Origin of the sequence: Tritonibacter litoralis (genome assembly GCF_009496005.1) — a bacterium.
Classification (GTDB): Bacteria; Pseudomonadota; Alphaproteobacteria; order Rhodobacterales; family Rhodobacteraceae; genus Epibacterium; species Epibacterium litoralis.
The window spans coordinates 93,671-118,726 of the sequence record NZ_WIBF01000002.1 but is presented as its reverse complement, the minus strand read 5'-3'; the positions used below and the strand labels follow the sequence as shown (position 1 = coordinate 118,726).

Genomic DNA, 25,056 nt, shown 5'->3' with positions numbered 1-25,056 from the left:
GACAACCTGCGGGTCTGGGTCAAGCAGCATGAGACCGACACAGGCAAGCGCGAAGGCGTGACAACTTTCGCAAAACTGGCATGTCCCTGGTTCGCATTCACGCGGCGGAAGGGACTGAGCTACTCCCCAATGTTTGGCAGGTTTCAGCGTAAATTAAGCTACTCGCTGCTCCTGCTGATCTGGTTTGGTTTTCTCTTTTCTCAGCCAATATACACTGATCGAAACCGCCAAGATGAATGGCGTAGATCTGCAAGCCTGGCTCACATGGGTTTTGGCACAGACCGCAGATCATAAGATCACACGTCTGAACGAACTCATGCCATGGCGCTGCGCTGCGGACGTAGCCCGGCAGGGGCCGCCGGAACTGTGCCAAAGCGCCTTCGCCGGACGGTCACGGTCGGGTAGCACAGCATTTCGGTCAGCGGCCAATGCTTCCAATGGGCTGCTTTGATAGCCTTCACCGGTTGCCTTCGCATGTGTGATGAATGACCAAAAATCGCCGCGCACCACAGAATTGTCGAGGTTATAACATTACCGAACCGCCCGTTTTGCGCCGTTTCCCTTCCTCTGCATCGCTTCTGTCTCGGCCAAGCCATCGACGGCGATGCTGTAACGCGTCAAGAAGGTTGCAACGGCACTGTCGACAACAGCTTCAACAACGTCTGCCTCAGGGACAAAGTCAACGATCAATAGGCGAGGCCAGAAGACCTGATCGTTGACCATTCCCAAAAACTCGCGGGTGGCCGTGGACCAACTGTCGCGTGGTTCCAGCGAACCTTTGCTGGATGCATCCGTCAAAAACTGCTCGAGCCGTTCAAGATACGGCGCCTTGCCACGTTCATACAAGGCCTGACCGAGTTCGGGAAAGCGTGGCGCTTCGGCAATGATGACCCGAAAGAGAGCGACCGTTTCAACCTGACTTAACCGATTGGCATAGTCGAGCCCAATGCGACGCAATTCTTCAGACACAGAACCGCTACCTGGCTGCGCCATGTCTTCAACCGTTTCTGTCCAAGCGCGTTCTATGATCCCACCAAACAGTTTTGCCTTGGTCGGGAAGTGTTTGAACAGTGTTCCCGTAGAGACTTCAGCTGCGCGTGCAATATGTTCGAGCGTCGTTCGGTTGTAACCAGTGTCGAGAAAGGCCTGTGTTGCAGCGTCAAGAATGGCGTCTTTCTTTTCACGTGCCACACGTTGTTGCCAGCTTTCGGTTTTCGACACTGTCCGATGATCCTCGATTGTTACCGTCGTCATAAATTAAGCTAAGCGTCTTCCCTTGACTAGTCGATAAAATAAATCAAAGTAAGTTGGTCAACTCGATTCTAAGTTGAGCCACTTACTTTGAGGATTGTTATGGAACGTGTAACCCACCAAAAGAAGGCGATGCCAAAGCAACGCGCATTGGCCACACCCAGCGCTGTACTGGCTCTCGTCGCTCCAGCTTTAGCCCAAGAAGAAGGATCCCGCGATCTGCGTGGGTCGCTCAACTTCCAAGGCCGTTATCTTGTGTCGGTACAAGACGCAGACATGGTTGCTTCGGCCTACGTGAACGGTGCGCTTGGTCCCCGTGAAGGCAAGGACACGCTCGCTGTCATTCCACTGGACGGTGATCCTCGCAGCTGGGAAGCGGCTGAGATTTTTGCGTCCAACTCTGTCGCGGGGCCTCCGGCGGCGGTAGACATCACACCAGATGGCCGCTTTGCCTATGTGATCGAGACATTTACGCCACGCCCGGAGAATGACGAGCCGCACACATTTGGCGACATGTCGATTGGCGAAGTGCTGTCGATCTTTGACCTTGCCGAACCGTCCGCGCCGAAAGTTGTCGGTAAAATCAAAATTCCGGGTCGCCCACAATCGGTCCGCAGCAACGCGACCGGTGATCTTCTGGCGATTTCCTACTCTTTCCAAGGCGGCGGTGGTGCTGAAACGCCGCTGCAGATCTTTCCGATAAACAATGACGGAACCTTGGGTGAGCCCACCAGCCCCGAAATCCCAGGATGGTCTTTGGGCAAAGGCGAGTTGATCGATATGGCTTGGCACCCCAACGAAAACATTTTGGCGCTGGCGGATCGTTTTGGTAATACGTTGCGATTTGGTAGGGTGACGTCCGATCTGACGCTTGAGATGTTTGGCAATGTTGTTGACATTGAGCGCACTCCGTTCCGTGTTTTCTTTACTCCGGATGGCAACCACGTTGTGGCAAACGCTCTGTATTGGGGCAGTGACATCGCGGGCACCTGGATCGAAGCGCCAAAAGGTGGCATTGTAACCGTTCGCATGAACGCCGAAACCCGTGACGACGGCAGCGTGCGTCATGCGTTCGTCGATCACGTAAAGACCGGAGTATCACCCGAGGGCCTGGCCGTCTCTCCCGATGGCCGCTGGGTTGCAACCACCAATCTGGAACGCAGCTATCTTCCGTATGATGACGAGCGGATTACCTGGTGGAGTTCCATCACCCTGGCGCGTCTTGACCAGGACACCGGTCAATTGCAAGAGGTTGGGACCTTCAACTACGATGGGGTCCTTCCCGAAGCCGCCGTTTTTGACAACAGCGGAGACTACTTGGCTGTTGCTACCTATGACCACTTTGATGATCGTAAAACAGGTGGATCAATCGACTTTTGGCGTATTCAAGCTGATCCGCTCGATCTGGATAACGTGCAGCTTATCAAAACCGAGCATTCCGTGCCTGTTGCGCGGGGTGCCCACTCGATGGTGATCGCACGCTAAGCTTTGCAAAAAAGTAGCCCCCCGTCTGCGCACCGCCGCACGGGGGGCTGTCACCTGCGCCCTTCTTCCCGAAATCCCACGGCAAGCCACGCGTTGATGTTCGACGTGTGTTGAGCGGCATTATTTTCATTAATCGCAATGGGTTGAGGTGGTGCGACGCCCTTTCCATCACAGTGTGATCCAACCGACGGGTTACGTTCTTCACATGACCGGGCAAGTCGCTTGGGACAAAGACGCCAATGTCATTGGCAAAGGTGATTGTGAAGCCCAGGCAAGGCGATGCTTCGACAACGTTGAAAGCATCTTGAAAGCTGTCGGCTGACGCTTTGACGATATCGTCTCGTTGACTATCTTCTATATTGATCCAATGGACATGCCGGCGATCCAGAAAGTCAGACCGGAGCGCCTCCGGTTAGAGCACGGTCCAGTCAGCATTTTGATTCAGGCTGCGGGCTTGATCACACCAGACCTGCTGGTGGAGGTCACGCCAATTGCCGTGATCCCCAATGATCGCTTTCACAAACCAAAATACTGAGGCTGAGCGGCTGATGCCGCTCGCCTTTGCCATACCGGACAAAATCAGTTCGGTTGAATTGGCTAACAACTCTAAGTGGGCAATCACTCTGACGGCTAACCCTTTGGCTCATAAAGCGATACGGATGGCCGCACAAAGTTCGGGGTGCAGTATCCAGTTGCTGAGCTTCTCTTCGTGTCCGGAATCGTCGCAAAAAACAATAAGCGCGTGTCCATCCAAAAGGATTGAAGGCTCTTCGGAATCCGTTTCGGAAAACAGGTAACTCGAGATCATACGACCCACGTTTGCCAGTGCATTCTTGGCCGATGTTGTAGACTTGTAGCTGCCAGCACGCGCAACCATCACTCTCTTCAATCCGTTTTCTTCGGCAAGCGACAAGGCCAGCAACATGGCACGCTGTGGTTGTGTCAAGTTTATCGCGTTGAGCGCCTCAAGGTACTCGTCAGATGTTGGCACTGGCGTCCCAGTGCGAGTATCTGTCCTGCGATGTTCACTCCTGCGGGTTTCACGCAAATCGATGGCAGATTGCAAAGCTTTGATTGCGGCTTCTTCCGTCTCACCGGTTGCCTCGGCAATCAAACCTCGCGCGTGTGTTGGAGGCTTTGGAAAGGCCCGGGCGGTGTATACGCCCGCGATGTACCCCGATTTGATCTGGTACCTGCCATAAGCGCCCAACCGGATCGCGATTGGGGCTTTGACCCCGCCGTCCATTGTTTCACTGGACTTCAATGTCTTTGAACCAGCTTTTATTAAATCACGCCCAGCCTTCACTCGGTCTGCCTTGGTGTGCTGTGTCATCAGTTTCATCTCCTGGGAGTGGTGGTGATCTGCGCAGAATTCACGTGAGGTAAATCAGCGACTGCAAGCTGCTACACGGCAGCTTCTCAAACCGACCGGGACGCATGAGAGAAACAATGGGCGCCCATCAGGGCGCCCGGTTAGCTTGTTCAAGCAAGTGCGATATTGATAGCGTTCTCGCGACCATTGCGACCGGCTTCGATATCGAAGGTTACTTTCTGGTCGTCGTTCAAAGTGGTCAAACCCGACTTCTCTAGTGCAGAGATGTGCAAGAACACGTCATTGCCGCCTGTATCAGGTGCGATGAAACCGTAACCTTTGGTGGTGTTAAACCATTTCACTGTGCCGTTGGCCATGTGAATTTTCCTTAACTGATCGCTGCCCGCGAAATGCGGCAGCTCGGCTTCTCAAAACAGTGTCTAGCGCTGTGAGCCGGTAAAGGAAAACAGGGGGTCGAATGCAAATCAGCAGCAAATCCTATATGGTGGCCGTCCGATAGGATTACAAGGTGTGCCCCATCTCTGACTGCCGGTATTTCTTTTGCTAAGTGAGCTGTGGTCCCCTATAGCTAACAAGCTGCTGGATGTCCTGACGGCCAGAAAAGGAAAGCCAAAATGTCGTTCAACGACTTGGTGAGGAAAGAGGCTGCCAACAAAAAAAGGTGCCGTTCGAAAAAGACACGAAATGCCTGCCCGCATCCGCCAAAACTCCTGAACCAAAGACCAAACCGACCACTTCGAACAAGGGTTGAGCGACACGATTAGGGATTTGGACCTTGCCCTTGTCCAACGTTGGAACGGTAGTGTTAGGAGCGTCTCGAAAGGTGACCACCCACGATGATCTCATTGATCAGCTTGGCGGTTGCCGTATGCAGTTTTCGCTCTATTTCCGGGCCTTGGGCATTTTCATGGGTGGCTGCTGCATCTCGGAGAACCCCCACAATCTCGCGTTCCGGCAGTAGATTGCGATCTAGCAATGCAAGTAGGAGGGCCTCACAAATCGACAAGGCTGCCATGCCTGCGGGGTCTTTTAGGTCTGACATCGGGCATTCCACTTTCGTTCGTTCTGTTCCGACCGGGTTGGGTCTGGATCATCCTAAGTTCACAAAGAGTTTGGTATTCCGTACTGATCGAAAGCAGTCTCAGCGCCGAAATCTTTCTGAATTTTATGCCGGTTCGGGAGGGACCGCTAATGAACCTCAAAGCCAGCCCACTCACCCAAAAGCTCTCCGCGTTCGTTGCACTGTCTGAGACGGAGCTGGCCGCTCTTGAGCGCTTGCATCAGCGGAGGAAATCTTTCTCTGCAGGCCGCGACTTGGTCCACCAGGGCCAATCCGAGCAGGCTGCCTACATCTTGGCGTCGGGTTGGGTCGTGTCTTACAAGATCCAGGCTGACGGGTCGCGGCAGATCGTTGATTTCCAGATACCGGGGGATTTTCTGGGGTTGCGCAGCGTCCTTTTGCACACATCAGATCATGGGATCGAACCCATCGTCGATATCGAGGCTGCGGAAGTTCTGGTGAGCGATCTGCTGCAAGCCTTCGCCGAGACACCCCGGCTGGCGACGGCCGTTCTCTGGGCCGTGTCGCGCGACGAGGCGATGGTGGTCGAGCATTTGGTTGGGCTGGGGCGACGCGATGCGGATGCGCGCATGGCGCATTTCCTGCTTGAGCTTGGCGTGAGACTGTCGCTTGTCGGTATGGGAAGCAGGGAAGGTTATGCCTGTCCGCTCACCCAGTATCATCTGGCCGATGCGTTGGGGCTCAGCGCCATTCACGTCAACCGCGTCCTTCGCAAACTCCGCGAAGCCGGGCTCGTTACGTTTCAGGGCGGGCAGGTCACGTTCGATGACTACCAGGGATTGGTTGCATTGGCGGATTTCGATCCGGCCTATCTCGATCAGTCGCGGCCTCTCTTGCCGTGAGAAGCCGCCCTTCTTTTTGGGCGACCCTGCCATTGTTTTACCGGCACAGCGACGTTAAACCAACGCGCGGCTTGCTTGTTTGAGCTCGTTATGTGCCTCTTCGTCGTTTTCGGCTTCATGGGCGTTTTCAGCGGCCTGATAGTGCTTCAGCGCTGTGGCCTTCTCAGGGCCTTCAGGAGCCTTGTCCCATGCTGCCTTGACCGAGGCCATGTGTTTCACGGTCTGGTTTTCCGCAGTTTGGTTTTCCTCACTCATAGAATTGTCCTTTCCTGGACGACCCGAGGAAAAGAGGCGCAAAGCGCATACAGTACGAGGGAATGCACTACATGTTTTCAGCGCCTCTGAACTACTCGGAAAATGCCACCATGACTTACGGTAGACAGGTTCAGCTATTCGGTTTCACTGCGTCCTTGCACTGACGCAGGTTAGCCCGTCTAAGCCAGATAGAGGATCCACGCTAGAACCACGACTCCCGCGAGGGCCATCGCTGTCCAATACATCGATCGTTTTGGAAAAGTGTGGGGGCCTGCTTCGAGTGAATTCGAACCGCGAAATGACGCGCGCTTTGGCAGCAATAAAACCAGCCTTGCCGCTCTTCCCTCGCTCGCCAATGCCAGCGCCGGAATGTCGGTGATTGCTTCAAGGTGATTTGTCAGCCGAATTTGCGCGTCCTCCCGAGCCAGCCGTGCAAGCTCACGCGCCTCGGTCCATGGTTCGAGGTCAAGGCGCGCAAGCGCAGACAAAACCGTTACGGCTGCACCGGTTCGGTCCTCCCCAACTTTCGCATAGAGAAAGGCATCGTAGTCGCTGCCATCCGGATGGAGAACGTCTGAGGCGGACATGGGTTTCCTTTCGGTGTGAGACTGAGGTGAAGACTTTCGCGGAGGTGCTTGAAGCTGCGGTACCGCCTTGCCGCCCACGTTGACGGCAAAGAACCGAGCGGGGGCTAACCTCGATCAGCATTGCGCCCTGAAGGTTCAGATAACGTGCACCCAACTGCCTTGCCTCCTCGGGGCTACCCGACACACCGCGACAAACCTGAAGGTCAGCAGAGAAGCCGTGTGCGCGCGAGACAAAACGGCAATGCAGGTTCCAACATAGGAGGATTTGGAGCATGCGATCATGGCATGGGATCGGGCCTTCCTAGAATTCAACAATGACAGCGAAGCGGCGCTTTCCCCGCAAAAGGACACGACATGACAACACCTGAATGGCTAAAACCCGGCATCTACGGAGCGCTTCTCGGCGCGGCCTTTGTCAGCATCGTTGGATTTTCCTGGGGCGGCTGGATGACCGGAAATGGCGCCGAGGAGATGGCCAACAAGCTGGCTGGGGAGGAAGTGATTGCGGCGCTCGTGCCCGTCTGCCTCGATATGTCCCGCACTGACAACGATCGCATTGCAAAGCTGACTACAATCCGCGAGGCCTCGTCATTCAAGCGTCGCGACGCCGTCATGGAAACAGGCTGGGCGACGATTCCCGGATCAGATGGCCCGAACCGCGATCTGGCAAAGGCATGTGTCGAAGGTCTCGACCTCGATGCATCGTAATGGCCTCAAACCGCCCCAGGTTTCGTCCAAGGGCACCTTAGGCATGCCCGCCAAAATGTCTTTCAGTGAAGTTCTTGCGCTGGCCTTTGTCGCGTTCATCGCGATCGGACAACCTTCTTTCGCCCAATCTCAATCGACCCCGATGCCCGCGAATGCGCAGCCCAAAAGTTATGGCGAAGGATGGCAATGTGACCGCGGGTACCGTCGTGACGGCGATGACTGCATTGCCATCATCATTCCAGAAAATGCCTATGCCACCAACCGAACCTATGGCGCAGGCTGGGAATGTTTACACGGGTTTCAGGAAATCAATGGCGCGACCTGTCTTGAGGTGGTGGTGCCCGATGGCGGATATCTCGACCCGTCGGGACAGAGCTGGAGCTGTCTTCGTGGCTACACCATTGTCGGCAGCTTCTGTCTCGAAGTCGATTTGCCGTCAAATGCTTACCTGGCAGGACGAGGTCATAGTACAGCGTGGTTATGTGACCGCGGCTATGAGGTCGAGGGCGACAGGTGTGTCGCAATCGCCGTCCCTGAGAACGCCTTTTTGAATGGCTCCGGATATGGGCAGCCGTGGACATGTGAGCGAGGGTATTTCGAACGCGAAGACACATGTGAGGCGGTTGTTGTCCCGGAGAATGCATATTTCGACGACACAAGCTATGGCACAGGCTGGAAGTGCAACCGGGGCTTTGCCGCGTCCGACGACGGCTGCACAGTGATCGACCTTCCCGACAATGCGCATTTGGACAGGTCCGGAAACGGTTGGGAGTGCCACAGGAATTTTCAGCGGTCACAGGGGCGATGCATCCTGAACGACTAACCCGCTCAATCAAAATTGAAACAAAACGCAGCCGGCCGAACGCTTCATGTGTTCGGGCCCGGGGCAACATGCTTGGTAAAGGAATGACCATGGAAACGGACAATGTAGAAAAGTCGATGACGAGGCTGTCAACCATGGGGCCGCAAGCCCCACCCGATGTGTCTGCGCGCCAGCGGGCTTACACCACCAATGAAGTGACAAAAGCGGTGCCCACCGCGGTCGTCTATTGTGAGGGGAACTTCGGGCAGATCGATGGCAAGACCGCAAACGGGCTTGTCCGTCACAGCCAAGCCTATCGCGTTCTTTCGGTCATAGACGCCCGACTTAAAGGCCGCGACAGCGGGCAGGTGTTGGACAATATAAGTAACAGCATTCTCATCGTTGAAGATCTTGAAGCTGCGGTTACGCGTGAAGTGAATATCCCCGACACTCTGATCTATGGCATGGCGCCCTCTACGGGCAAGTTGTCACCTTCAGATCGAGAGGTCGTGCTCGATGCAATCGCGCTTGGCATGAACATCGTCAGCGGCCTGCACGAATACCTCGGCGATGATCCCGAGATCAGAGGAGCAGCTAACGCGGCCAACGTGACGATCCGTGATATCCGCAAACCCCGACCAAGCAAGGATATGCGTCTGTTTGACGGAAGCGTGTCCGAGGTGAAGGCAATTCGCATTGCCGTGCTGGGAACGGATTGTGCAATCGGCAAGCGGACGACAGCGACCATTCTGGCCAGGGAACTGAACGCGCGTGGTATCAAGACCGTCCTCGTCGGCACTGGCCAGACAGGGCTTATGCAGGGCGCAAAATACGGGGTCGCCATGGATGCGGTGCCACCGCAGTTTTGCTGCGGGGAACTTGAGCGTGTGATTGTCGCGGCGTCTCGCGGCGATGATCCGGATGTGATCCTGATCGAAGGACAAGGTGCGCTCAGCCACCCTGCTTTTTGCACCTCGGCATTCATTCTGCGTGGCAGCCAGCCGCAGGCCGTCGTTCTTCAACATGCGCCCAAGCGTGCCCACCGCTGCGACTTTCCCACCATGCCGATGCCCGAGCCGAAAAGCGAAATCGCCCTGATCGAAGCTTTTGCTGACACACGGGTGATTGGTGTCACGCTCAATCACGAAGCGATGACGGGCCCCGAGGTTATTCGAGCAATCGACACTCTTTCACGCGATCTTGGTATTCCAGTGACGGACGCGCTGACCCGGCCAGAAGTGCATCTGAGCGACATGGTCCTAGCGGCCTTTCCGCAGTTGCGGCCCGTACCTCTCGCGGCCGCGGAATGACCTCGCCGCGAGTGGAAATTGATCTTGGCAAGATAGAAGCAAACGCACGGTATCTCGTCCGTCGCCTGTGCGCCTGCAGAATCTCGGTCACCGGCGTGACCAAGGCCGTCTGCGGGCATCCTGACATAGCCGAGGCCATGTTGGACGGCGGCGTTGCGGGGCTTGCAGACGCACGCATCAAAAACGTCATCAGGATGCGAAAAGCAGGGATCACCTGCCCGATTTCAATGATCCGCGCGCCCATGCTGAGCGAGATGGAAGACGTCATCCAGTATTGTGACGCGAGCTACAACACAGAGATGGACACAATCCTGAAGCTTGGCGCAGCAGCCAAGCAACAGAGCACCTCGCACGATGTCATCTTGATGGTCGAAATGGGAGATATGCGCGAAGGTATTTTGCCAGAGAACCTTACCGACTTCGCCACTCGGGTCACAGCAACAGCCGGTGTTGCTCTCAAAGGCATCGCTGCAAACTTTGCCTGCATGAGCAACGTGGCACCTATGGGCGGTGACATGGTTAGGCTCTCGCGACTTGCCGCGCAAGTCGAACGAGGCTGCGGACCTTTTGTCGAGCTGGTTTCAGGGGGTGGCTCGGCCAATTTGCCATGGGCGCTTGGTGAAAACTCATCCGGGCGGGTCAACAACCTCCGCCTGGGCGAGGCGATCCTGTTGGGCACCGACCCCGTAACAGGACAACCAATCGCAGGACTTCATACGGACGCCTTTGCCCTTTTTGCCGAGGTGATCGAAACAAAGGCAAAACCAAGAGCAATTCCGACTAAATCGGCTGCTTCGGAGCTGGGAAATCTCAAATTGGTTCGGAATGATGACGGCAAAGCCCGAGCAATCCTTTCTATCGGGCAGCAGGACACCGATACAAGCGGCCTTACGTTTCCCTCAGGAGTTTTGTTCATCGGCGCGACCAGCGACCACACCGTTGTCGACTCGACCAATTCCGCCGTATCCGTTGGGTCCGAGATGAAGATAGGCCTGAATTACAGCGCGCTCATGCGGGCAATGAGCGCCCCTGATGTTGTAAAAGCCATTCGTGGTAAACAAAGGATGAACGGAAGCGCCAGGGACGGCGAGACCCGCCCATTCTTGGCGCTGATATGATTTTCAGATGATCGCCCTCAGAACGTCTGCGACGTACTGCCCGCATCTTCTTTTCTATTCCCGGTGCCGCAAACGTAAGGCCTTGATGCGGCTGCCAAGAGCGGTTAGCAATGACCGCTTAGGCGACTTGTACTGTTCCGCAATAGGTTTCTTTCGGCAAGAGCGAGCCGATGCCGCGTCAGCAATAGCTGCGCTTGCACAAGTCCGGTTTGTCCCGCTCCCCTTCCGTTCGATGATGGTTGGCGGCGGCAAGTGCGGCGAAGGTCCGTTCCTTCCATTGCTCGTACAGCATTGGACCGCCGCCCGGGTGGCAAATCCCGAGAATTTGCAAAGGTCACTAACTGCGCATTGTGTTGAAAAACTCTTCATTGATTTGGTGATGCGCGCCTGATTCAATTCCTGCATTTGTCGGGAGATTTGAAGATGATGGGGCATCGGCCAGAGGCACAAGCAGCATTGTTTTATGAGTTTTCGCTGGAAGATCACGTCCCTTACGATCATCTTTTACGTTCGATAGACCTTTTCGTAAATTTAACAAGCATCCGCACCCACCTTTCTGATTACTATAGCCACACCGGTCGCCCTTCGGTGGATCCCGAGCTGATAATCCGGATGCTGATTATCGGTTATTGCTTTGGTATCCGCTCAGAACGACGCCTGTGTCAGGAGGTCCACCTCAACCTTGCGTATCGCTGGTTTTGCCGCCTGGACCTAAGCGAGCGGGTGCCCGATCATTCGACCTTTTCCAAGAACCGCCACGGTCGTTTTCGCGACAGTGACCTGTTCCGTCATTTGTTCGAAGATGTGCTAGGGCGATGCATCTCTGACGGTCTGGTCGGCGGCGAAGCATTTGGCGCGGATGCCTCGCTGATAAAGGCCGATGCCAGCCGTTACAGCAAGGTTGATTTTAAGGAATGGTCAGCCCCGGATGCGGTTGCTAGAGCAACCCAAGAATATCTTGATACACTCGATGACAGTGCATTTGGCGCGGCAACGCCTGTGAAACCCAAGGCGATCTCTCCATCAGATCCTGGGTCACGCTATACCAGTGCAAACGGCGACAGACCCTTTTTTGCATATAGCACGAACTATCTCGTGGATCTGGATCATGCGGTCATCGTCGATGTGGAGGCCACTGTTCCGATCCGTCAGGCCGAAGTGCGTTCCGTACGTCAGAAGATAGAACGCACGCGCGAGCGCTTTGACTTGCTTCCTGTGCGATTGGCGGCCGATACAGCCTATGGCACTGCTGAAATGCTCGGCTGGCTGGTCGAGGAACAAAGCATTGAACCGCATATTCCCGTCTTTGATAAATCCGCCCGCAAGGATGGAGCTTTCCCGGCCACTGAGTTCATCTAGGATCCAGACACAGATGCTTATCAATGTCCTGGCGGACGCGAGCTGCGTCCCTACTGGCGCGACATTGGTAAGGGGCGGCCCAAGTTCAACAAGGAGGGGGTCAAACGTTATCAGTCCCGAAAACAGGACTGTGTCGCCTGTCCGCTAAAGCCAAAATGCACCCCCGGACAAGCCATTCGGTAGATCTCTCGATCCAAGCACGAAGCTGCCCGTCAGAAAGCCCGAGACATTGCCACGATCGACGCCTATGTCACCTCAAGCTACGCGAGGAAAAAGGTCGAAATGCTGTTCGCCCATGCTGTTTGTGAGTTCCTCCCTTTCCATATTCCTTACGAGATATCGCAGTGTCTCGGTGCCTGACGTGGTTGCTCGCTACGAGTGCGCAGCTAAACTTCCACGGCGGCCCAGTTTTCGACAAGCATGCGTGCTTGTGAGAAGGCCTTGCGTGACTGTGCGTGGTTGTGGGTTGGTGTAAAAGAGCGCGTCGGAATGTTCAGGTTGACGGTTTCGCCCGTTGTCTCTCGCGCCAGAAGAGCAACTCCGAGACTTGTCTGTTCGGAAAAATCGGCAAGCTCTACCGTTTTCTGTAGTACGTCTGACAAAAATTGACAAAACCCGGAACTTTTTGTCAGCCCTCCATCGATTTTCACTACAGATGTGGTGGGGCATTTGGCCTCGATCTCATCAAGAATCTCTGCCATGCGCAGCGCAACGCCTTCGCAAACTGCTTGTGCTAAGTTTTGACGGGATGTGGAGAGAGAAAGGCCCAACCAAGCGGCTTTGGCATCTTCATTCCAATGCGGGCATCCCAGCCCGGACAGAGCAGGAACGAAGGCTATTCCTTGCTCGATCAAAGATGGTTTTGAGAAGGTTTCGAGTTGGGAAAAATCCTGGATGAGGGCCGCGTCTTTGGCCCAGTTGACAGCGGAGGCGGCTGTGAAGACTCCTCCTTCAAAGGCATATTGCACAGGTTCGTCCTGTTTGCGCCACGCGACGGTCGGAACCGCTGCGGTTGATGTGTCCGGTTTTTGCGGCCCAAGTAATGTGAGGGCAAAAGCTCCGGTGCCAAAGGTGATTTTGGTCTCGCCCCGCGCGCGGCAGCCATGGCCGTAGAGTGCGGCTTGTTGATCGACGATACTGCTGCTCAATCTTAGCCCGTCAATTTCCCCCAATTCACCATTGCAAGCTCCAATCCGGGGAAGCGCTGCCATAGGAACCGAAAAAAGAGCACACAGTTCTTGGTCCCAAGTGCAGGTGTCGAGGTTCATAAGCGACGTGCGCGAGGCGGTCGCCACATCGGTTTCGCACCGTCCGGTCAAAACATCCCGAAAAAAGGCATCAGTCGTCCCCAAGCGCAATCGACCCGCGGCCAGCAGACTCTCGGCATTCTCGACGTTCTGATAACACCATGCGAGTTTTGTCGCGGAGAAATAGGGGGAAAGCCTAAGGCCGCATCGGTTCTGAACAAAAGGCGCGTGGTCTTCTGCGGCCAGATTCTGGCAGGCCTGTGAGGTGCGCGTATCCTGCCAGACAATGATGCTGCTCAGTGGCTGTTTGGTTTTCGTGTCCCACGCTAGACAGCTTTCGCCTTGGTTCGCCAGACCTACCAGTTCCGCCCCTGCCGCCTTTCCCTCCGCGACGGCAGATTTGATATTGTTCAAAATTTCTATCGGATCGTGCTCCACCCAAGACGCTTGCGGATAGATCTGGCGGTGCGCCTTGGAAAATATGAGCAGCGGTTCGGCCCGCTCTGAAAACAGATAGGCAGTGGTCGCACTTGTGCTTTGGTCAATGGATAACACATTCATGGCAAAGCCTTTTGCGAAACTGGTGATTGAGGCAGGGGAAGCAGGATGCGGCGTTCGGGTTTTGAGGAAACCCTGTGCGTGCTCGTTCCAATCACAACGTCGCCGGTATATGCATCCGACAGACGCAGTTGGAGTTTGTCAAAGGCGACGGGCGCTTTGGGATCAGAGGGGCTGATGGCTTGCGGCAAGGTAAATTTAATCGCGTGTTCTGATGCGGATGCCTGTGCGGAGACATTGACAGGAGTGCGTGGAGGCAAATCGCCTTGCAAACCTGCCGCGATACATTGCGCGACTTTGCGTCCTTCGTTCCAGCACCAACCTGCCGTCTCAATCCCGCGCAGGATATTGCCTGCGCAGTAATAACCCGTGTCACTCAAACGGCCATATTGGTCAATTTTCGGGCCTAAACTACCGCTGTCGATTTCAAAGCCGCTGCTGCGGAGCAAGGCATTTTCGGGACGGAACCCCCCCGTGAAAATGACGCCGTCGCATTGCAGTGTGTGTGATCCCGACGGATCGATGATGGTGACGGCCTCAACCTGACGTTTTCCGTGAATCTGAGCGATCTGGGTTTCCAGATGCAAAGGTACGCCCATAGCTTTCGGTGCAAGCGCGAAGGGAGCGCGGGCCGTGATCCGGCCATTTTTTTCAAGCATCGCGACGGGTCTGACGCCGTGTGATCGACAGGTCATCAATGCGGAAAAAGAGACAAGCTCTGTGCCCACGACAACAGGGCGTTTAAAAGGCATATGATCGCAAAAGGCGGCGAAGTTTTGCAAAGTGGCCGTGTTCATCACGCCCTTGGGTTTCGTGCCGCCGACAAGGCGGGCAGAGCGCGAGGTTTCACGTGCGCCCATTGCCAATAAGACGGCCCGTCCGGTCAGGGTTTGCTGGCCTGCATCGGACGAAATATCAATCACGCCATTGGGTTTCAGCGCGGTAACCGTTGTCTCGCAACGGATGTCTACACCCGCGTCCAAGGCGTCTTGCGTGAGGCGACGCGCGTAGGCTGGTCCGAACATCAGCCGGTTCCATTCGCGCATGCCATAGGGGGAATGCAAGCAGTGGCGTGGGATGCCGCCGGCCTGCTTTTCGCGTTCGACAACCAGCACCGATCCGGTGCCGAGCCGTTTCAGCTCTATTGCGGCTGAAAGCCCTGCCGGACCTGCTCCGACAACGATGACATCAAAGTTAAGCTGTGTATCAGTCATGTTCCAGGCCCTTTTCGTCCAGCAGGCTCTGAACGGCTTGTCCACAATAAAATCCCTGACACCGCCCCATGCTTGCGCGTGTGCGGCGCTTGAAACCGGCAAAGCTTTTCGGAGCGAGAGGGTCGTTCAGAACTGCCATTGCTTCGCGATAGGTGACTTTTTCACAATGACACAGAATGCCCTGATTGCCCGCCCGCTGCCAGTCGCGGGTCTCGTGCTCGGCCAGCATCCCCATTTGTGGCAGGTCTGGGATTTTGATCGGCTGCGCCTGATGGCCAAGCCCTTCCAAAAGACGTCCCACATGCGCTGCCGTTCCCAAGGCCGAGCTGAGCCCTGTCGACCGTATGGCTCCAACCGTCACCATATTGGTGTCGGGATGCGTTTTGATTTGGTACTCTTTGTGTTCGCAGGCCGGACGCAAACCGGCATAGAGGCTGGTTACCTCTTCGCTTGCAAGCTCGGGGAGAATTTCCGCCCCTTTTGCGCGCAGCATCTCAAGCGTGTCTTGGTCGAGACCGGCGGTTTCGCGATCCTCTTGTTCTTCGGCGGTCGGACCCACCAGAAGATTGCCCCAAATGGTTCTGCACACAACAATCCCCTTGGTTGTTTCCGTCGGGACGGGCAGCAGGATATGTTGGGTCAACCGTGCGGCCATCTTGTCAAAAACGACAAACTGGCCTTTGCGGGGGCGGATGTTGAAAGAGCTTTGTCCCAGCAATATCAGGTCCACCTTGTCGCCATAAAGCCCTGCAGCGTTGATCACATATGTCGCCTGAATGTCGCCGCGCGGGGTTGTCAGTGTCCATTGGCGGCCATCAAACTGTCCCGCGAGAACAGGACAGTCGCGTTTGAGATCAGCTCCGTTCAAAAGCGCCTGCAAAAGATAGGCATGTGGCGCGGACCAAGGGTCGATCAGGCTCTCACGCGGCACTCGGAAACTCGCACGCACTGTGGAGTTAAGGGCCGACTCTAGCGCAAGAGTCTCAGTGCGCGACAAGGGGGCAACATCCTCAACGCCATTTGCATGGGCTTGTTCCATCAAGATCGGCAGACGGGCTTCCTGGTCTTCGGTCCATGCCAGCACCAAAGCGCCGCAGCGATCAAGCGGCAGGTTCATCTGGCCCCGCAACGCCTCGTACTCTTTGTAGCCCTCTTGAACGCAGGCCAATTCCAAAGACCCTTGAGGGGCATCAAATCCGGTGTGCAAAATCGCGCTGTTGGCTTTTGAAGCGCCATCCAGAATGTCAGGCGCCTTTTCCAGCACGATCACGCGTGCTCCATCGAGCGTCAGGCGGCGTGCTATTGCACAGCCAATTACACCAGCACCGATAATCGCAACATCGTAAACTTTAGACATTTAGGGCCACCTGCGTCATCGGCTGTCATTCCTAGTGTTTGCTAATATTGCCTCTTAACTGACCATTTATGCCCGAGTGGTCAATATTTTTGATTAAATTAGCCCGATAGGTCAAAAATAAATTGACAAAACCGCTCAAGGCTTATGCATTTGAGGAAAATCTAGGCCACTTTCTGAGGTTCGTTTTGAAAAAACCACATCGCCGAGACCAAATTGCCGAACTCGTTTCTCGTGAAGGAGAAGTGGGCGTGGACACTTTGGCGCTGCGTTTCGGTGTCTCTGTCGAAACCATACGCCGGGATTTGACAAAACTCGAAGATGAGGGGGTTTTGCGCAAGTTTCATGGTGGTGCGCGCCCTGTACTGCCACGTCAAAGGTTGCATGTGGAGGACTCTTTCGAGGCCCGAATGGCGCATGAACGCTACGAAAAAAAGGCTCTGGCCCAAAAGCTGACCCAAGTGGTGACACCGGGAGAGACCATTTTTCTTGATACCGGCTCCACAACCCTGGTCGCCTGCGAGACGCTGAAAACCATCGAAGGGTTGACCGTTATCACCAACTCCGTGGCCGCTGCGGATGCCTTGACCCATCAAAGCGAAACAAAGGTCTATTTGCTTGGCGGTGCCTATGCGCGGGGCAATAGCCAGACCGTCGGGCCAATGGTGATTGAGCAAATCGGTCGCTTCCGTGCCGACCATGCCATTTTGACGCCAACGGGTATTGATGCGACTGCCGGTGTGACTGACTCCGATCCTGATGAGGCAGAAGTTGCTCGCGCGATGATCAAATCCGCACAAAACGTCTGTTTTTTGACCGTTCCGTCAAAGTTCGGGCGCCGAGCAGGGTTTCACGTTTGCGATTTGGACATGGTTCAAACCGTTTTGACAGAGCGCCCTCCGCCTGCGGATCATCTTCATGCCCTCCAAATTGCCGAAGTTGCCCTTCCTTAAAAGTGCAACACGCCGCTGAAGCGACCCCAAGCAGACAGGTAAAACATGCCAAACATCATACAAACTTACGTCAGATGGACCGACAGACTTTCGGAATATGTTGGCCTGATTGCGATGTATCTCATTTTTCTCATGGTGGGCATTTTGCTGCTGGATGCCATCACCCGCAATGTCATCGATATTCCGCTGCACTGGTGTATCGAGGCCGCGCAATTCACGCTGGCTGCGTATTATTTTATGGGCGGGCCAAAGACGATGAAGGATGGCGACCATGTGCGCATGGATTTGCTCTATGAACGTCTTTCAGCGCGCGGCAAACACAAGATGGATATCGTCACGCTTGCCTGTTTGATGTTCTATCTGGTGGTGCTGTTCATCGGATCTATCTCTTCGCTGAACTATGCCATAGCAACGGGCGAAACGCGGTTCTCAATGTGGAATCCATCAATGATCCCGATCAAGGGGCTGATGGTTGGATGTATCGGGCTGATGATCGCGCAGACCCTTTCGGAATTTTTCAAACACATTGCCGCGCTGCGCGGGGAGAGCCTGACATGAGCCCTGAACTTATTGCCCTCACGATGTTTGGCACGACGATGCTGCTGCTTTTGACGGGGCAGCGTGTGTTCGGCGCAATCGGTTGTGTCGGGGCCGGTATGGTTTTGATGCTTTACGGGACCGGCGGGATCGAGATTCCGTTTTCCGCGGCGTTCAAGCTGTTCAATTGGTTCCCGATGCTGACCCTGCCTCTGTTTATCTACATGGGGTATGTTCTCTCGGAGGCGGGCATCGCGGAAGATCTCTACAAGATGCTACACGTCTGGTTCGGGCGTGTGCGCGGCGGGCTGGCTGTCGGGACGATTTTTCTTATGGTGATCATTTCCGCCATGAACGGTTTGTCCGTGGCGGGTATGGCCATCGGGGCTACAATTGCGCTGCCGGAGATGCTGCGCCGTGGCTATGATAAGGTGTTGATCACAGGTGTTGTGCAGGGTGGGTCCTCTCTGGGCATCTTGGTGCCACCTTCGATTGTGATGGTGCTCTACGGCATGATCGCGCGCCAACCGGTGTCCCAGCTCTGGCTTGCCGGGGTGATCCCCGGTCTGATGATGGCAGCCATGTTTGTGATCTATGTGCTGATCCGTGCCAAAGTGAACCCCTCGCTTGCGCCTGTGGTGTCCGATGAAGAACTCAACATGCCGCTCAGCGAGAAGCTCGCGCTTTTGCGCGCGGGGATTATCCCGTTCTTGATTTTCTTTGCCATGACCGGTCTGTTCATCATGGGTTTCACATCTCTGGTGGAAAGCTCCGCTGTGGGCGCAACTGCCGCAACCTTGGCGGCTATTTTCAAAGGCCGGTTTTCTTGGACAATGATGCACGAGATCGCGCGCAAGACCTTGGGCGTGTCGTCGATGTTCCTGTGGCTCATCCTTGCGGCTCTTGCGTTTGGGGCGGTGTTTGACGGGATTGGCGCTGTGCGGGCGATTGAGAATCTGTTCATCAACCGTTGGGAGCTTTCCCCATGGCAGGTCATCATCATGATGCAGATCTCCTTCGTTGTGATGGGGATGTTTCTGGATGACACGGCTATGCTCGTGATCGTCGCACCGCTTTATATTCCTTTGGTGAAAACACTGGATTTGGGGCTGGGCAGTGGCAATACGAACCTGATCTGGTTTGGCGTGCTTTACACAATGACCTGTCAAATCGCTTATATCACGCCGCCATTCGGTTACAATTTGTTCCTGATGCGCTCCATGGCGCCCAAGGAAATCACCCTTCCCGATATTTACCGCTCAATCTGGCCGTTCGTCCTGATGATGACCTTCTCGATTGTGCTGGTAATGCTGTTCCCGCAAATCGCGCTTTGGTTGCCCGAAGCGGTGCGGAACTGATCACCTTTCCATTCAACCAACCAACAGTGAGTCTTCTTCCATGACTGATAAAACCATAAAAAGTCCGTCGGAAAAAATTCTGACATCGCGCCGTAAGTTCCTGACCTCTTCAGCCGTTGGTGCGGCGGCCACGCTCGCAGCGCCCGCCGCGATCGCGCAGCAAGGTGCGCTTAAATGGCGGTTGCAAACCTACTCCGGTGCGCCGCTGGGTGCGCATGTGATCAAGCCGCAGATTGATGCCTTCAATGAGGCGGCTAATGGTGAAATGGAGATCGAACTCTACTACGCCGATCAATTGGTCCCGACCGGCGAATTGTTCCGTGCCTTGCAAAATGGTACGCTGGACGCCGTGCAGTCCGATGAGGCAAGCATGGCTTCTCCCGTGGATGTTTCCGTGTTCGGCGGCTACTTCCCCTTCGCCACGCGCTATTCCCTCGATGTGCCGGCCCTGTTCCACTACTATGGTTTGAACGAGATCTGGAAAGAAGCTTATGACGAAGTTGACAACGTCACATGGCTTTCTGCGGGCGCATGGGATCCGCTCCATATATTTACAAAAGAACCCATTCGTTCGCTGGCAGACATGAAAGGCAAACGCGTGTTCGGCGTGCCGACCGCAGGTCGTTTCCTGTCTCAATACGGCCTGATTCCTGTGACCGTACCTTGGGATGATGTCGAGGTTGCCTTGCAAACAGGTGAGCTGGATGGTGTGGCCTGGTGTGGTTTCACAGAAGCCTACGAAGTGGGCTGGGCTGACATCTGCAAATATGCATTGACCAACTCTGTTACCGGTGCATGGTTCGGCTCGTATTTCGTGAACACCGAAAGCTGGAGCAAGGTTCCGCCGCACCTTCAGGCCCTCTATAAAATGTCGGCTGATCAGTCGCACTACTACCGCGCTCAATGGTATTGGGGCGGCGAAGCCAAGCTGCGTGTCGAAGGCGAAAAAATGGAGCTGACGTCCATCCCGCAAGAAGAGTGGAACACTGTCGTGACTGATGCGGCCAAATTCTGGGATGAAATTGCAGAGCGCGGAGATCGTCCGAAACGTGTTGTGGATGCGTTCAAAAAATACGCGGAAACCATGGAAAAAGCAGGCTATCCCTACCGCTAAGCGATAACCTAGGCGACCCTTTTGGAACTCTCCTTTAAAAAGGGTCGCTCGATAAGGCGGGTGATCTGAGGTGAGAAGTGGTCTTGTAAATTCTGACCAAGGTTAGGTAGATTTCCTTGCGACCAAAGACGCATCGATAATATATGGGGCGGGCAAGATTTGATGACAGTGGCCATCCGTTTGGTCGCGCCGAAGCCTAGGAGGTTAAGGTCTGCCTGCCGCAACGCCGCAAGTCCGATTTGAGCCCAAATTTACTGATGCTGCAAGACACTTCAACGGCCGCTTTGTTCTTTGCCCACTTCTCAATTCTTACATTTGGAATTTCTTCCGCGTGAGCCTTATCCTCAACTCTGGAACAGCGCCAGGTCGCAGCGTGTGCGATGCAACACCGCCTTATTCTGAATAGTGGTAAGCCGGTGTAGCCCTTTAATTTGTTAGGCTGATTGCTCAGCCTCCCATTTGAGCTGGCCAGAAACTTGGATTCCGTAGGAGAACACTTCAAAGGTGAAGTCCTTTAGCAACTGCTGGTTAGCAATTCGGTTTGGAAGATCTGGATTGCACATTGCTGACTTTCCGATAGCGAGAAAATCAGCCTCCCCTTCCGACAAAATTTGTGCTGAGAGGCTGAAGTCTTCAAGTCCCCCATTGGCAATAACAGGTAACCCCGTTATTTCACGCGCAAGCTTGGTTAGACGGACACCATCTTTGGTGCTGCTATGGTAGAAATAGCCGTTCCGCTCGCTGGCAAAATGAATGAAACTGGCACCAGCTTCGGCCACAGCCGAGAAGATAACGCGTGCATCGTCCAGTCCACCCATCCAAAAATAATCGGGTTGTGTCGCCTTTGCCTGAGATAGACGCACGCCGGTAACAAAATCTTGGCGGCAAATGGCCCGAACCTCTGCAATTATCTCACACGTCAATCGGATGCGGTTTTCAACAGACCCTCCATATGGCGCGTTTCGAAGGTTGGTCTCGGGTGTCAGGAACTGGTCCAATAGATATCCATTTGCGCAGTGAATTTCTACGCCGTCAAAGCCTGCTTTTTCGGCCCGTTTGGCGGCTTGGACAAAGCCCGCTTTGAGGGCTGCAATATCTTTTTCGCAAAGCTCGGCTGGTTCTTCGTAGGGTCCCTGCTTGGTGCCGTACATTTGCAGCATATGTCCTTCTGGGCGAATAGGGGATGGCCCGTGCGGAACATCCACCACTTGAGACACGGCCCCCGCATGGATCAGCTGGAGAACTATTTTGCTGCCCTGGGCATGAACGGCTTCTACGACTTGCCGCCATCCTTCCTGCTGCGCGTCTGTGCACAAACCAGGTTGATTGGAATAAGCCTGTGAAAAGGTTGTATCGGGATAGGCGCCTTCTGCGATGAGCAACCCAAATCCGCCTTTTGCGAAACGCGCATAGTACTCGGCCATCTCGGCTGTCGGCACGCCATCCTCGGTCGCGCTGGCACGTGACATCGGGGCAAGAACGTAGCGATTTGCAAGTTCCAAGTTTTGGATGGAGCCAGTGTTCAAGGCGGGGTGGGTGTTTGCTGTCTGTGTCATAGATCTCTGCTTCCTATTGTCTATGACGCAGAAATAGAAATAGCATGCAATTGCTGCAAGAATGCACAAAAAAGGCATATACATACAAAAATGTAAGTAAGGAGCTGCTATGGCCGATCTCTTCAAAGAAGAACAATTGTTCTGCCCGACTGAAACCGCTTTGGGCATAATTGGTGGGAAATGGAAAGGCATGATCCTGTGGTGCCTTTGTCAACGCACAATGCGCTTTGGCGAGCTACACAAAACCATACCCGATATCACGCAGCGCATGCTCACGAAGCAGCTCCGTGACTTGGAGAAATATGACATTATTGTCCGAACCGTTTACCCAGTGGTCCCCCCGAAGGTTGAATATTCGCTGAGTGAACACGGCGCCGCACTCAAACCGCTTCTGGCGCAGCTGGAGGAGTGGTCAAAGGCCTACATCAAAGAGAAAATAGGCGCTGCCAATTCAGAAGCAGACCATTGAACTCTTCGAAATGTACCTAGCAAACAGTCTTTTGCGGTCCGTTGGCATCTCGCAGAACAGGATCATCCATATAGCTGACGTTGGAAAGACAGCGACGAAAGTCCGCAAAGTCCCGCAGTCCGGGCAAACGTTTGCGGCGCTTCAACGGCTGGCTAGGGTAGAGCAGCCATCAAAGGAGACTTTCACGCGCTGAGCCGCGGAAGTCATCTCCGAGCCCACCCTGCTCATTTGTCAGGGAGCGTTGAACGAGCGGTTTCAGTTCCCATTCGCCGCAGCGACCGGAATCGGCACCGGTTTGTGAACGGCCACGCCGATCATGACCAGTGCAACGCCCCAGACGTCCACGGCGCTCGGAATCTGGCGCAGGACGATAACACCGATGATAGTGGCAGTCGCAGGAAGTAGCGTGAGCAGGAACGCGAAGCTGGCTCGCGGCAGGCGGGCCATTGCGAGCTGATCGCATACATAGGGGATGACGGAGGAGCAGGTACCGACCCCAATTCCGGCCTGAACTATAAGCGGCGCGCCGAAGGCGTTGATCGCTTGCAGAAAACCGATTGGTGTAACGAAGAGGAAGGCCGCAGTCATAGCCGCGCCCAGAAGTTCCACACCGCCCGATGCGCCGCCTTCGGAAATCTTGTGGCCAAGGATAATATAGAGAACGAATAGTCCTCCGTTCAGCACGGCCCAGAACAGGCCAAAACATGCACCCCTGTGGGTCCAAAGGATCCTGAACGCCGGATGCGAAACCTGCTTGCGAGCGGCCGATCTGGTTCAGGTCAAAATGGACCAGTTCTTAGACACACCGCATGGCAAACGTCTTCGATTCAGGACCAGTAAGCGCGGCCAAAACGCATATATCCCTGCCATGTCAGCCCTCGAGAAATTGATCGCAGAGACGCCGGAAGGCCAAGAGGTGTTGCTGGTGTCAGAGCTTGGCGGACCTTTGACGGCCCGTTGGGCATCGAACCAGATCACCAAGTGGCTGCGCGAAGCTCAGATCCCCCCTTGGATCGACGGTAGGGAGAAGACTCTGTCTGATACACGCGGGACAGCCGCGACAAGATTGCTAAATGCCGATCTGTCTTTGCGCCAGATTGCGGTGCTGATGGGGTGGTCGGTTCGCTACGCGGCGCAGGTATTCGAGCATTATGCGCAGGTTAGTCCGGACGAAAGCGATGCGGTTCTGCGCAAGCTCAATCGAGCAAAATCACTGTCTCAAGACACAAAAATGTAAACGCCCCTGTAAACGCGGGGCTCCAAACACGGCAAGGAGTGATGTAAGTGATTGTTTTTAAATGGAGGCGAGTACCGGAATCGAACCGGTGTACACGGATTTGCAATCCGCTGCGTCACCACTCCGCCAACTCGCCTTACCGGTGGTGTAGGGCGTGATTAATCACATGCTTGGGGGAGGTGCAAGGGGGTTTTGCCCGATCCGTTAAAAAACTGTCGTGCTTGGACAAGCTCTTACGAACTGGAGTCTGACCGGGCGGATCTTAATCCTTGGGCGATCAAGGTGGCGACACCGGGCAGAGCGCCGACCACGGGTAGGGGGATGCCTTGGAAGGCTGCTTGGCCGAGGGCTTCGGGGACGTCATCGCGCACGTGATCGCCAGCCTGGGCAAAAAACGGCAGGCAGAGGCTTTGACCTGGCAAGGGGGCGGCGGCGTCGCGGATGCGGGGGGCTTGTTCGACAAAGCCGCAGTTGATGCGGGGGCCGGGCAGGGCAGCGGACAGCGCCTTTGCAAAGGAGAACGCCGCTGCCGCCGCATGAGGACCGCGGGCAGAGCCATGGGCGGCCAACAAAACACTGACATCGGCAACGGACCAGGACTGTTGCGCGATCACATCCCGTACGGCATCCGCCGCAAGGGCAGGCAGATTGGGGTCCAGCCCAAAAGGTTGCAAAATCCGCGTTTTTGTCTCACCCAAACGGCGGGGCAGGACTTTGGTGGTGAACCAGCCACTTGCCATAAAGAATGGAAAAACCATCGCGCCGTCACGGGCCACATCCTCTAGCCGACCGGGCGTTGACAAGGTTGCAGATCGGATGTCCCACTCTGGCAGTTCAGCCGCCACATCTCGCGCAAGTGCGGCCAAAGCCGCTTCGGGGGCTTCCGGCGCGGAGGGCTGGCCATGCGACACGAGGATGGCGGTGGGCACTGGTGGTTCCTTTGACGAGGGGTCGTGGCTGTTTGTGTTTAATTCTGACGGTACAGAGGTAAGAACAACGGCCGCTCTGTCAAGCGGTTACAATGGATGCAACAGCGGCCTGACAGAGATCCCTAGATCATAGATCACAAAATTACAGGCGGCAGAAAAAACTGGCAAATTAGTTGGTTGACCTTCGCCAAAGCTTCACATAAACCATCGCTCACATCTGAGCGGGTATGGTGAAATGGTATCATAAGAGCCTTCCAAGCTTAAGGTGAGGGTTCGATTCCCTCTACCCGCTCCAGAATTCCACAGGGTTCAGTTTTATGTCTTTGGCCGCGCCTTTTTGAGGTCGCAATTCTTGGTCTTTGGTCGTGCGCGGCACTTGGCCGCTTGACCTTGGGGGGC

At 55.1% G+C, this 25,056-nt stretch carries 24 protein-coding genes, 2 tRNA genes and 4 pseudogenes; 17 read left to right on the top strand and 13 right to left on the bottom strand.

Translation table 11 applies throughout. The features are described from left to right. Window positions 1–202: 202 nt before the first annotated feature. Window positions 203–343: pseudogene (locus GFB49_RS04810) on the top strand (transposase domain-containing protein); the annotation flags it as partial. Between the two features lie 188 nt (window positions 344–531). Here GFB49_RS04810 and GFB49_RS04805 read toward each other — a convergent pair. Further along, window positions 532–1,254 (bottom strand): TetR/AcrR family transcriptional regulator, encoded by a 723-nt coding sequence (locus GFB49_RS04805; RefSeq protein WP_153214675.1) that lies wholly within the window; start codon window positions 1,252–1,254, stop codon window positions 532–534. 99 nt (window positions 1,255–1,353) lie between these two features. On the opposite strand from GFB49_RS04805, the gene GFB49_RS04800 reads away from it, so the two are divergent. The 3 genes and pseudogenes from GFB49_RS04800 to GFB49_RS21195 all read left to right on the top strand — a co-directional run bounded on the left by GFB49_RS04800 (window position 1,354) and on the right by GFB49_RS21195 (window position 3,271). Beyond that, window positions 1,354–2,736, top strand: coding sequence for a lactonase family protein (locus tag GFB49_RS04800; protein ID WP_214644938.1), 1,383 nt, complete (start codon window positions 1,354–1,356; stop codon window positions 2,734–2,736). A 47-nt stretch (window positions 2,737–2,783) separates the two neighbouring features. Further along, window positions 2,784–2,897, top strand: a pseudogene (locus GFB49_RS04795) (IS5/IS1182 family transposase); the annotation flags it as partial. A gap of 44 nt (window positions 2,898–2,941) precedes the next feature. Beyond that, window positions 2,942–3,271: pseudogene (locus tag GFB49_RS21195) on the top strand (RidA family protein). Between the two features lie 108 nt (window positions 3,272–3,379). Here the strand turns inward: GFB49_RS21195 and GFB49_RS04785 are convergent. The 3 genes from GFB49_RS04785 to GFB49_RS04775 all read right to left on the bottom strand — a co-directional run bounded on the left by GFB49_RS04785 (window position 3,380) and on the right by GFB49_RS04775 (window position 5,111). Next, complete coding sequence (locus GFB49_RS04785) at window positions 3,380–4,069, bottom strand: hypothetical protein (protein ID WP_153214674.1); 690 nt, start codon at window positions 4,067–4,069, stop codon at window positions 3,380–3,382. Window positions 4,070–4,218: 149 nt separating this feature from the next. After that, a complete protein-coding gene (locus tag GFB49_RS04780) occupies window positions 4,219–4,425 on the bottom strand; it encodes a cold-shock protein (protein WP_153214673.1) in 207 nt (68 codons plus the stop codon). Window positions 4,426–4,874: 449 nt separating this feature from the next. Beyond that, the gene (locus GFB49_RS04775; protein ID WP_153214672.1) at window positions 4,875–5,111 is read right to left on the bottom strand and encodes a hypothetical protein; all 237 of its coding nucleotides are present in this window, start codon (window positions 5,109–5,111) and stop codon (window positions 4,875–4,877) included. A gap of 149 nt (window positions 5,112–5,260) precedes the next feature. Here GFB49_RS04775 and GFB49_RS04770 point away from each other — a divergent pair, with 149 nt between their 5' ends. Continuing rightward, a complete protein-coding gene (locus tag GFB49_RS04770; protein ID WP_153214671.1) occupies window positions 5,261–5,992 on the top strand; it encodes a Crp/Fnr family transcriptional regulator in 732 nt (243 codons plus the stop codon). Window positions 5,993–6,046: 54 nt separating this feature from the next. Here the strand turns inward: GFB49_RS04770 and GFB49_RS04765 are convergent, their stop codons facing one another. Then, a complete protein-coding gene (locus GFB49_RS04765) occupies window positions 6,047–6,247 on the bottom strand; it encodes a hypothetical protein (RefSeq protein WP_153214670.1) in 201 nt (66 codons plus the stop codon). A 179-nt stretch (window positions 6,248–6,426) separates the two neighbouring features. Further along, window positions 6,427–6,834: a hypothetical protein gene (locus GFB49_RS04760; RefSeq protein ID WP_153214669.1), complete on the bottom strand. Its 408-nt coding sequence runs from the start codon at window positions 6,832–6,834 to the stop codon at window positions 6,427–6,429. A 354-nt stretch (window positions 6,835–7,188) separates the two neighbouring features. Between GFB49_RS04760 and GFB49_RS04755 the strand changes: the two genes are divergently transcribed. From GFB49_RS04755 to GFB49_RS04735, 5 genes and pseudogenes are all read left to right on the top strand, one after another. Beyond that, entirely contained in the window at window positions 7,189–7,542 is a 354-nt protein-coding gene (locus GFB49_RS04755) for a hypothetical protein (protein ID WP_153214668.1), read from the top strand. Window positions 7,543–7,585: 43 nt separating this feature from the next. Next, window positions 7,586–8,365, top strand: coding sequence for a hypothetical protein (locus GFB49_RS04750; RefSeq protein WP_246149617.1), 780 nt, complete (start codon window positions 7,586–7,588; stop codon window positions 8,363–8,365). Window positions 8,366–8,454: 89 nt separating this feature from the next. After that, entirely contained in the window at window positions 8,455–9,654 is a 1,200-nt protein-coding gene (locus GFB49_RS04745) for an N-acetyltransferase DgcN family protein (protein ID WP_246149616.1), read from the top strand. 11 nt (window positions 9,655–9,665) lie between these two features. Further along, window positions 9,666–10,772 (top strand): alanine/ornithine racemase family PLP-dependent enzyme, encoded by a 1,107-nt coding sequence (locus tag GFB49_RS04740; protein ID WP_343032475.1) that lies wholly within the window; start codon window positions 9,666–9,668, stop codon window positions 10,770–10,772. Between the two features lie 423 nt (window positions 10,773–11,195). After that, window positions 11,196–12,428 (top strand): annotated as a pseudogene (locus tag GFB49_RS04735) (transposase); the annotation flags it as partial. Window positions 12,429–12,517: 89 nt separating this feature from the next. Here the strand turns inward: GFB49_RS04735 and GFB49_RS04730 are convergent. Genes GFB49_RS04730 through GFB49_RS04720 form a run of 3 tightly spaced genes read right to left on the bottom strand, consistent with a single transcriptional unit; the run spans window position 12,518 to window position 16,507 of the window. Then, window positions 12,518–13,939, bottom strand: a complete 1,422-nt coding sequence (locus GFB49_RS04730; RefSeq protein ID WP_153214665.1) for an FGGY family carbohydrate kinase — start codon at window positions 13,937–13,939, stop codon at window positions 12,518–12,520. Further along, window positions 13,936–15,150 (bottom strand): NAD(P)/FAD-dependent oxidoreductase, encoded by a 1,215-nt coding sequence (locus GFB49_RS04725; protein ID WP_153214979.1) that lies wholly within the window; start codon window positions 15,148–15,150, stop codon window positions 13,936–13,938. The genes GFB49_RS04730 and GFB49_RS04725 overlap by 4 nt, the downstream gene beginning before the upstream one ends. Continuing rightward, entirely contained in the window at window positions 15,143–16,507 is a 1,365-nt protein-coding gene (locus tag GFB49_RS04720) for an NAD(P)/FAD-dependent oxidoreductase (RefSeq protein WP_153214664.1), read from the bottom strand. Before GFB49_RS04720 ends, GFB49_RS04725 begins: the two co-directional genes overlap by 8 nt. A gap of 122 nt (window positions 16,508–16,629) precedes the next feature. On the opposite strand from GFB49_RS04720, the gene GFB49_RS04715 reads away from it, so the two are divergent. The 4 genes from GFB49_RS04715 (at window position 16,630) to GFB49_RS04700 (ending at window position 20,466) form a co-directional block, all read left to right on the top strand. After that, the gene (locus GFB49_RS04715) at window positions 16,630–17,457 is read left to right on the top strand and encodes a DeoR/GlpR family DNA-binding transcription regulator (RefSeq protein WP_343032474.1); all 828 of its coding nucleotides are present in this window, start codon (window positions 16,630–16,632) and stop codon (window positions 17,455–17,457) included. Between the two features lie 114 nt (window positions 17,458–17,571). After that, complete coding sequence (locus GFB49_RS04710) at window positions 17,572–18,015, top strand: TRAP transporter small permease subunit (protein WP_214644935.1); 444 nt, start codon at window positions 17,572–17,574, stop codon at window positions 18,013–18,015. Further along, window positions 18,012–19,352, top strand: coding sequence for a TRAP transporter large permease (locus GFB49_RS04705; RefSeq protein WP_153214661.1), 1,341 nt, complete (start codon window positions 18,012–18,014; stop codon window positions 19,350–19,352). The genes GFB49_RS04710 and GFB49_RS04705 overlap by 4 nt, the downstream gene beginning before the upstream one ends. A gap of 79 nt (window positions 19,353–19,431) precedes the next feature. Continuing rightward, entirely contained in the window at window positions 19,432–20,466 is a 1,035-nt protein-coding gene (locus GFB49_RS04700) for a TRAP transporter substrate-binding protein (protein WP_214644943.1), read from the top strand. Between the two features lie 434 nt (window positions 20,467–20,900). Here GFB49_RS04700 and GFB49_RS04695 read toward each other — a convergent pair whose 3' ends face one another. Then, a complete protein-coding gene (locus GFB49_RS04695) occupies window positions 20,901–22,022 on the bottom strand; it encodes an oxidoreductase (protein ID WP_153214659.1) in 1,122 nt (373 codons plus the stop codon). Window positions 22,023–22,131: 109 nt separating this feature from the next. Between GFB49_RS04695 and GFB49_RS04690 the strand changes: the two genes are divergently transcribed. Beyond that, entirely contained in the window at window positions 22,132–22,491 is a 360-nt protein-coding gene (locus GFB49_RS04690) for a winged helix-turn-helix transcriptional regulator (protein WP_153214658.1), read from the top strand. Window positions 22,492–22,746: 255 nt separating this feature from the next. On the opposite strand, the gene GFB49_RS04685 is transcribed toward GFB49_RS04690, so the two are convergent. Beyond that, window positions 22,747–23,175, bottom strand: a complete 429-nt coding sequence (locus tag GFB49_RS04685; RefSeq protein WP_343032473.1) for a DMT family transporter — start codon at window positions 23,173–23,175, stop codon at window positions 22,747–22,749. 28 nt (window positions 23,176–23,203) lie between these two features. Here GFB49_RS04685 and GFB49_RS04680 point away from each other — a divergent pair, with 28 nt between their 5' ends. Beyond that, on the top strand, window positions 23,204–23,728 hold the full coding sequence (locus GFB49_RS04680; protein ID WP_343032492.1) for a tyrosine-type recombinase/integrase: 525 nt from the start codon (window positions 23,204–23,206) through the stop codon (window positions 23,726–23,728). A gap of 62 nt (window positions 23,729–23,790) precedes the next feature. On the opposite strand, the gene GFB49_RS04675 is transcribed toward GFB49_RS04680, so the two are convergent. Continuing rightward, a tRNA-Cys gene (locus GFB49_RS04675) sits at window positions 23,791–23,864 on the bottom strand. A gap of 97 nt (window positions 23,865–23,961) precedes the next feature. Beyond that, complete coding sequence (locus GFB49_RS04670; protein ID WP_343032472.1) at window positions 23,962–24,657, bottom strand: CbiX/SirB N-terminal domain-containing protein; 696 nt, start codon at window positions 24,655–24,657, stop codon at window positions 23,962–23,964. Between the two features lie 221 nt (window positions 24,658–24,878). On the opposite strand from GFB49_RS04670, the gene GFB49_RS04665 reads away from it, so the two are divergent. Beyond that, a tRNA-Gly gene (locus GFB49_RS04665) sits at window positions 24,879–24,952 on the top strand. Window positions 24,953–25,056 lie beyond the last annotated feature (104 nt).

Excerpts from the sequence above, each read along its gene's own strand:
- GFB49_RS04805 (WP_153214675.1), bottom strand. The coding sequence starts at position 1,254 with ATGACGACGGTAACAATCGAGGATCATCGGACAGTGTCGAAAACCGAA.
- GFB49_RS04750 (WP_246149617.1), top strand. The coding sequence starts at position 7,586 with ATGCCCGCCAAAATGTCTTTCAGTGAAGTTCTTGCGCTGGCCTTTGTC.
- GFB49_RS04730 (WP_153214665.1), bottom strand. The coding sequence starts at position 13,939 with ATGAATGTGTTATCCATTGACCAAAGCACAAGTGCGACCACTGCCTAT.
- GFB49_RS04770 (WP_153214671.1), top strand. The coding sequence starts at position 5,261 with ATGAACCTCAAAGCCAGCCCACTCACCCAAAAGCTCTCCGCGTTCGTT.
- GFB49_RS04765 (WP_153214670.1), bottom strand. The coding sequence starts at position 6,247 with ATGAGTGAGGAAAACCAAACTGCGGAAAACCAGACCGTGAAACACATG.
- GFB49_RS04800 (WP_214644938.1), top strand. The coding sequence starts at position 1,354 with ATGGAACGTGTAACCCACCAAAAGAAGGCGATGCCAAAGCAACGCGCA.
- GFB49_RS04775 (WP_153214672.1), bottom strand. The coding sequence starts at position 5,111 with ATGTCAGACCTAAAAGACCCCGCAGGCATGGCAGCCTTGTCGATTTGT.
- GFB49_RS04720 (WP_153214664.1), bottom strand. The coding sequence starts at position 16,507 with ATGTCTAAAGTTTACGATGTTGCGATTATCGGTGCTGGTGTAATTGGC.
- GFB49_RS04755 (WP_153214668.1), top strand. The coding sequence starts at position 7,189 with ATGACAACACCTGAATGGCTAAAACCCGGCATCTACGGAGCGCTTCTC.
- GFB49_RS04745 (WP_246149616.1), top strand. The coding sequence starts at position 8,455 with ATGGAAACGGACAATGTAGAAAAGTCGATGACGAGGCTGTCAACCATG.
- GFB49_RS04710 (WP_214644935.1), top strand. The coding sequence starts at position 17,572 with ATGTATCTCATTTTTCTCATGGTGGGCATTTTGCTGCTGGATGCCATC.
- GFB49_RS04695 (WP_153214659.1), bottom strand. The coding sequence starts at position 22,022 with ATGACACAGACAGCAAACACCCACCCCGCCTTGAACACTGGCTCCATC.
- GFB49_RS04725 (WP_153214979.1), bottom strand. The coding sequence starts at position 15,150 with ATGACTGATACACAGCTTAACTTTGATGTCATCGTTGTCGGAGCAGGT.
- GFB49_RS04780 (WP_153214673.1), bottom strand. The coding sequence starts at position 4,425 with ATGGCCAACGGCACAGTGAAATGGTTTAACACCACCAAAGGTTACGGT.
- GFB49_RS04690 (WP_153214658.1), top strand. The coding sequence starts at position 22,132 with ATGGCCGATCTCTTCAAAGAAGAACAATTGTTCTGCCCGACTGAAACC.
- GFB49_RS04785 (WP_153214674.1), bottom strand. The coding sequence starts at position 4,069 with ATGACACAGCACACCAAGGCAGACCGAGTGAAGGCTGGGCGTGATTTA.
- GFB49_RS04705 (WP_153214661.1), top strand. The coding sequence starts at position 18,012 with ATGAGCCCTGAACTTATTGCCCTCACGATGTTTGGCACGACGATGCTG.
- GFB49_RS04760 (WP_153214669.1), bottom strand. The coding sequence starts at position 6,834 with ATGTCCGCCTCAGACGTTCTCCATCCGGATGGCAGCGACTACGATGCC.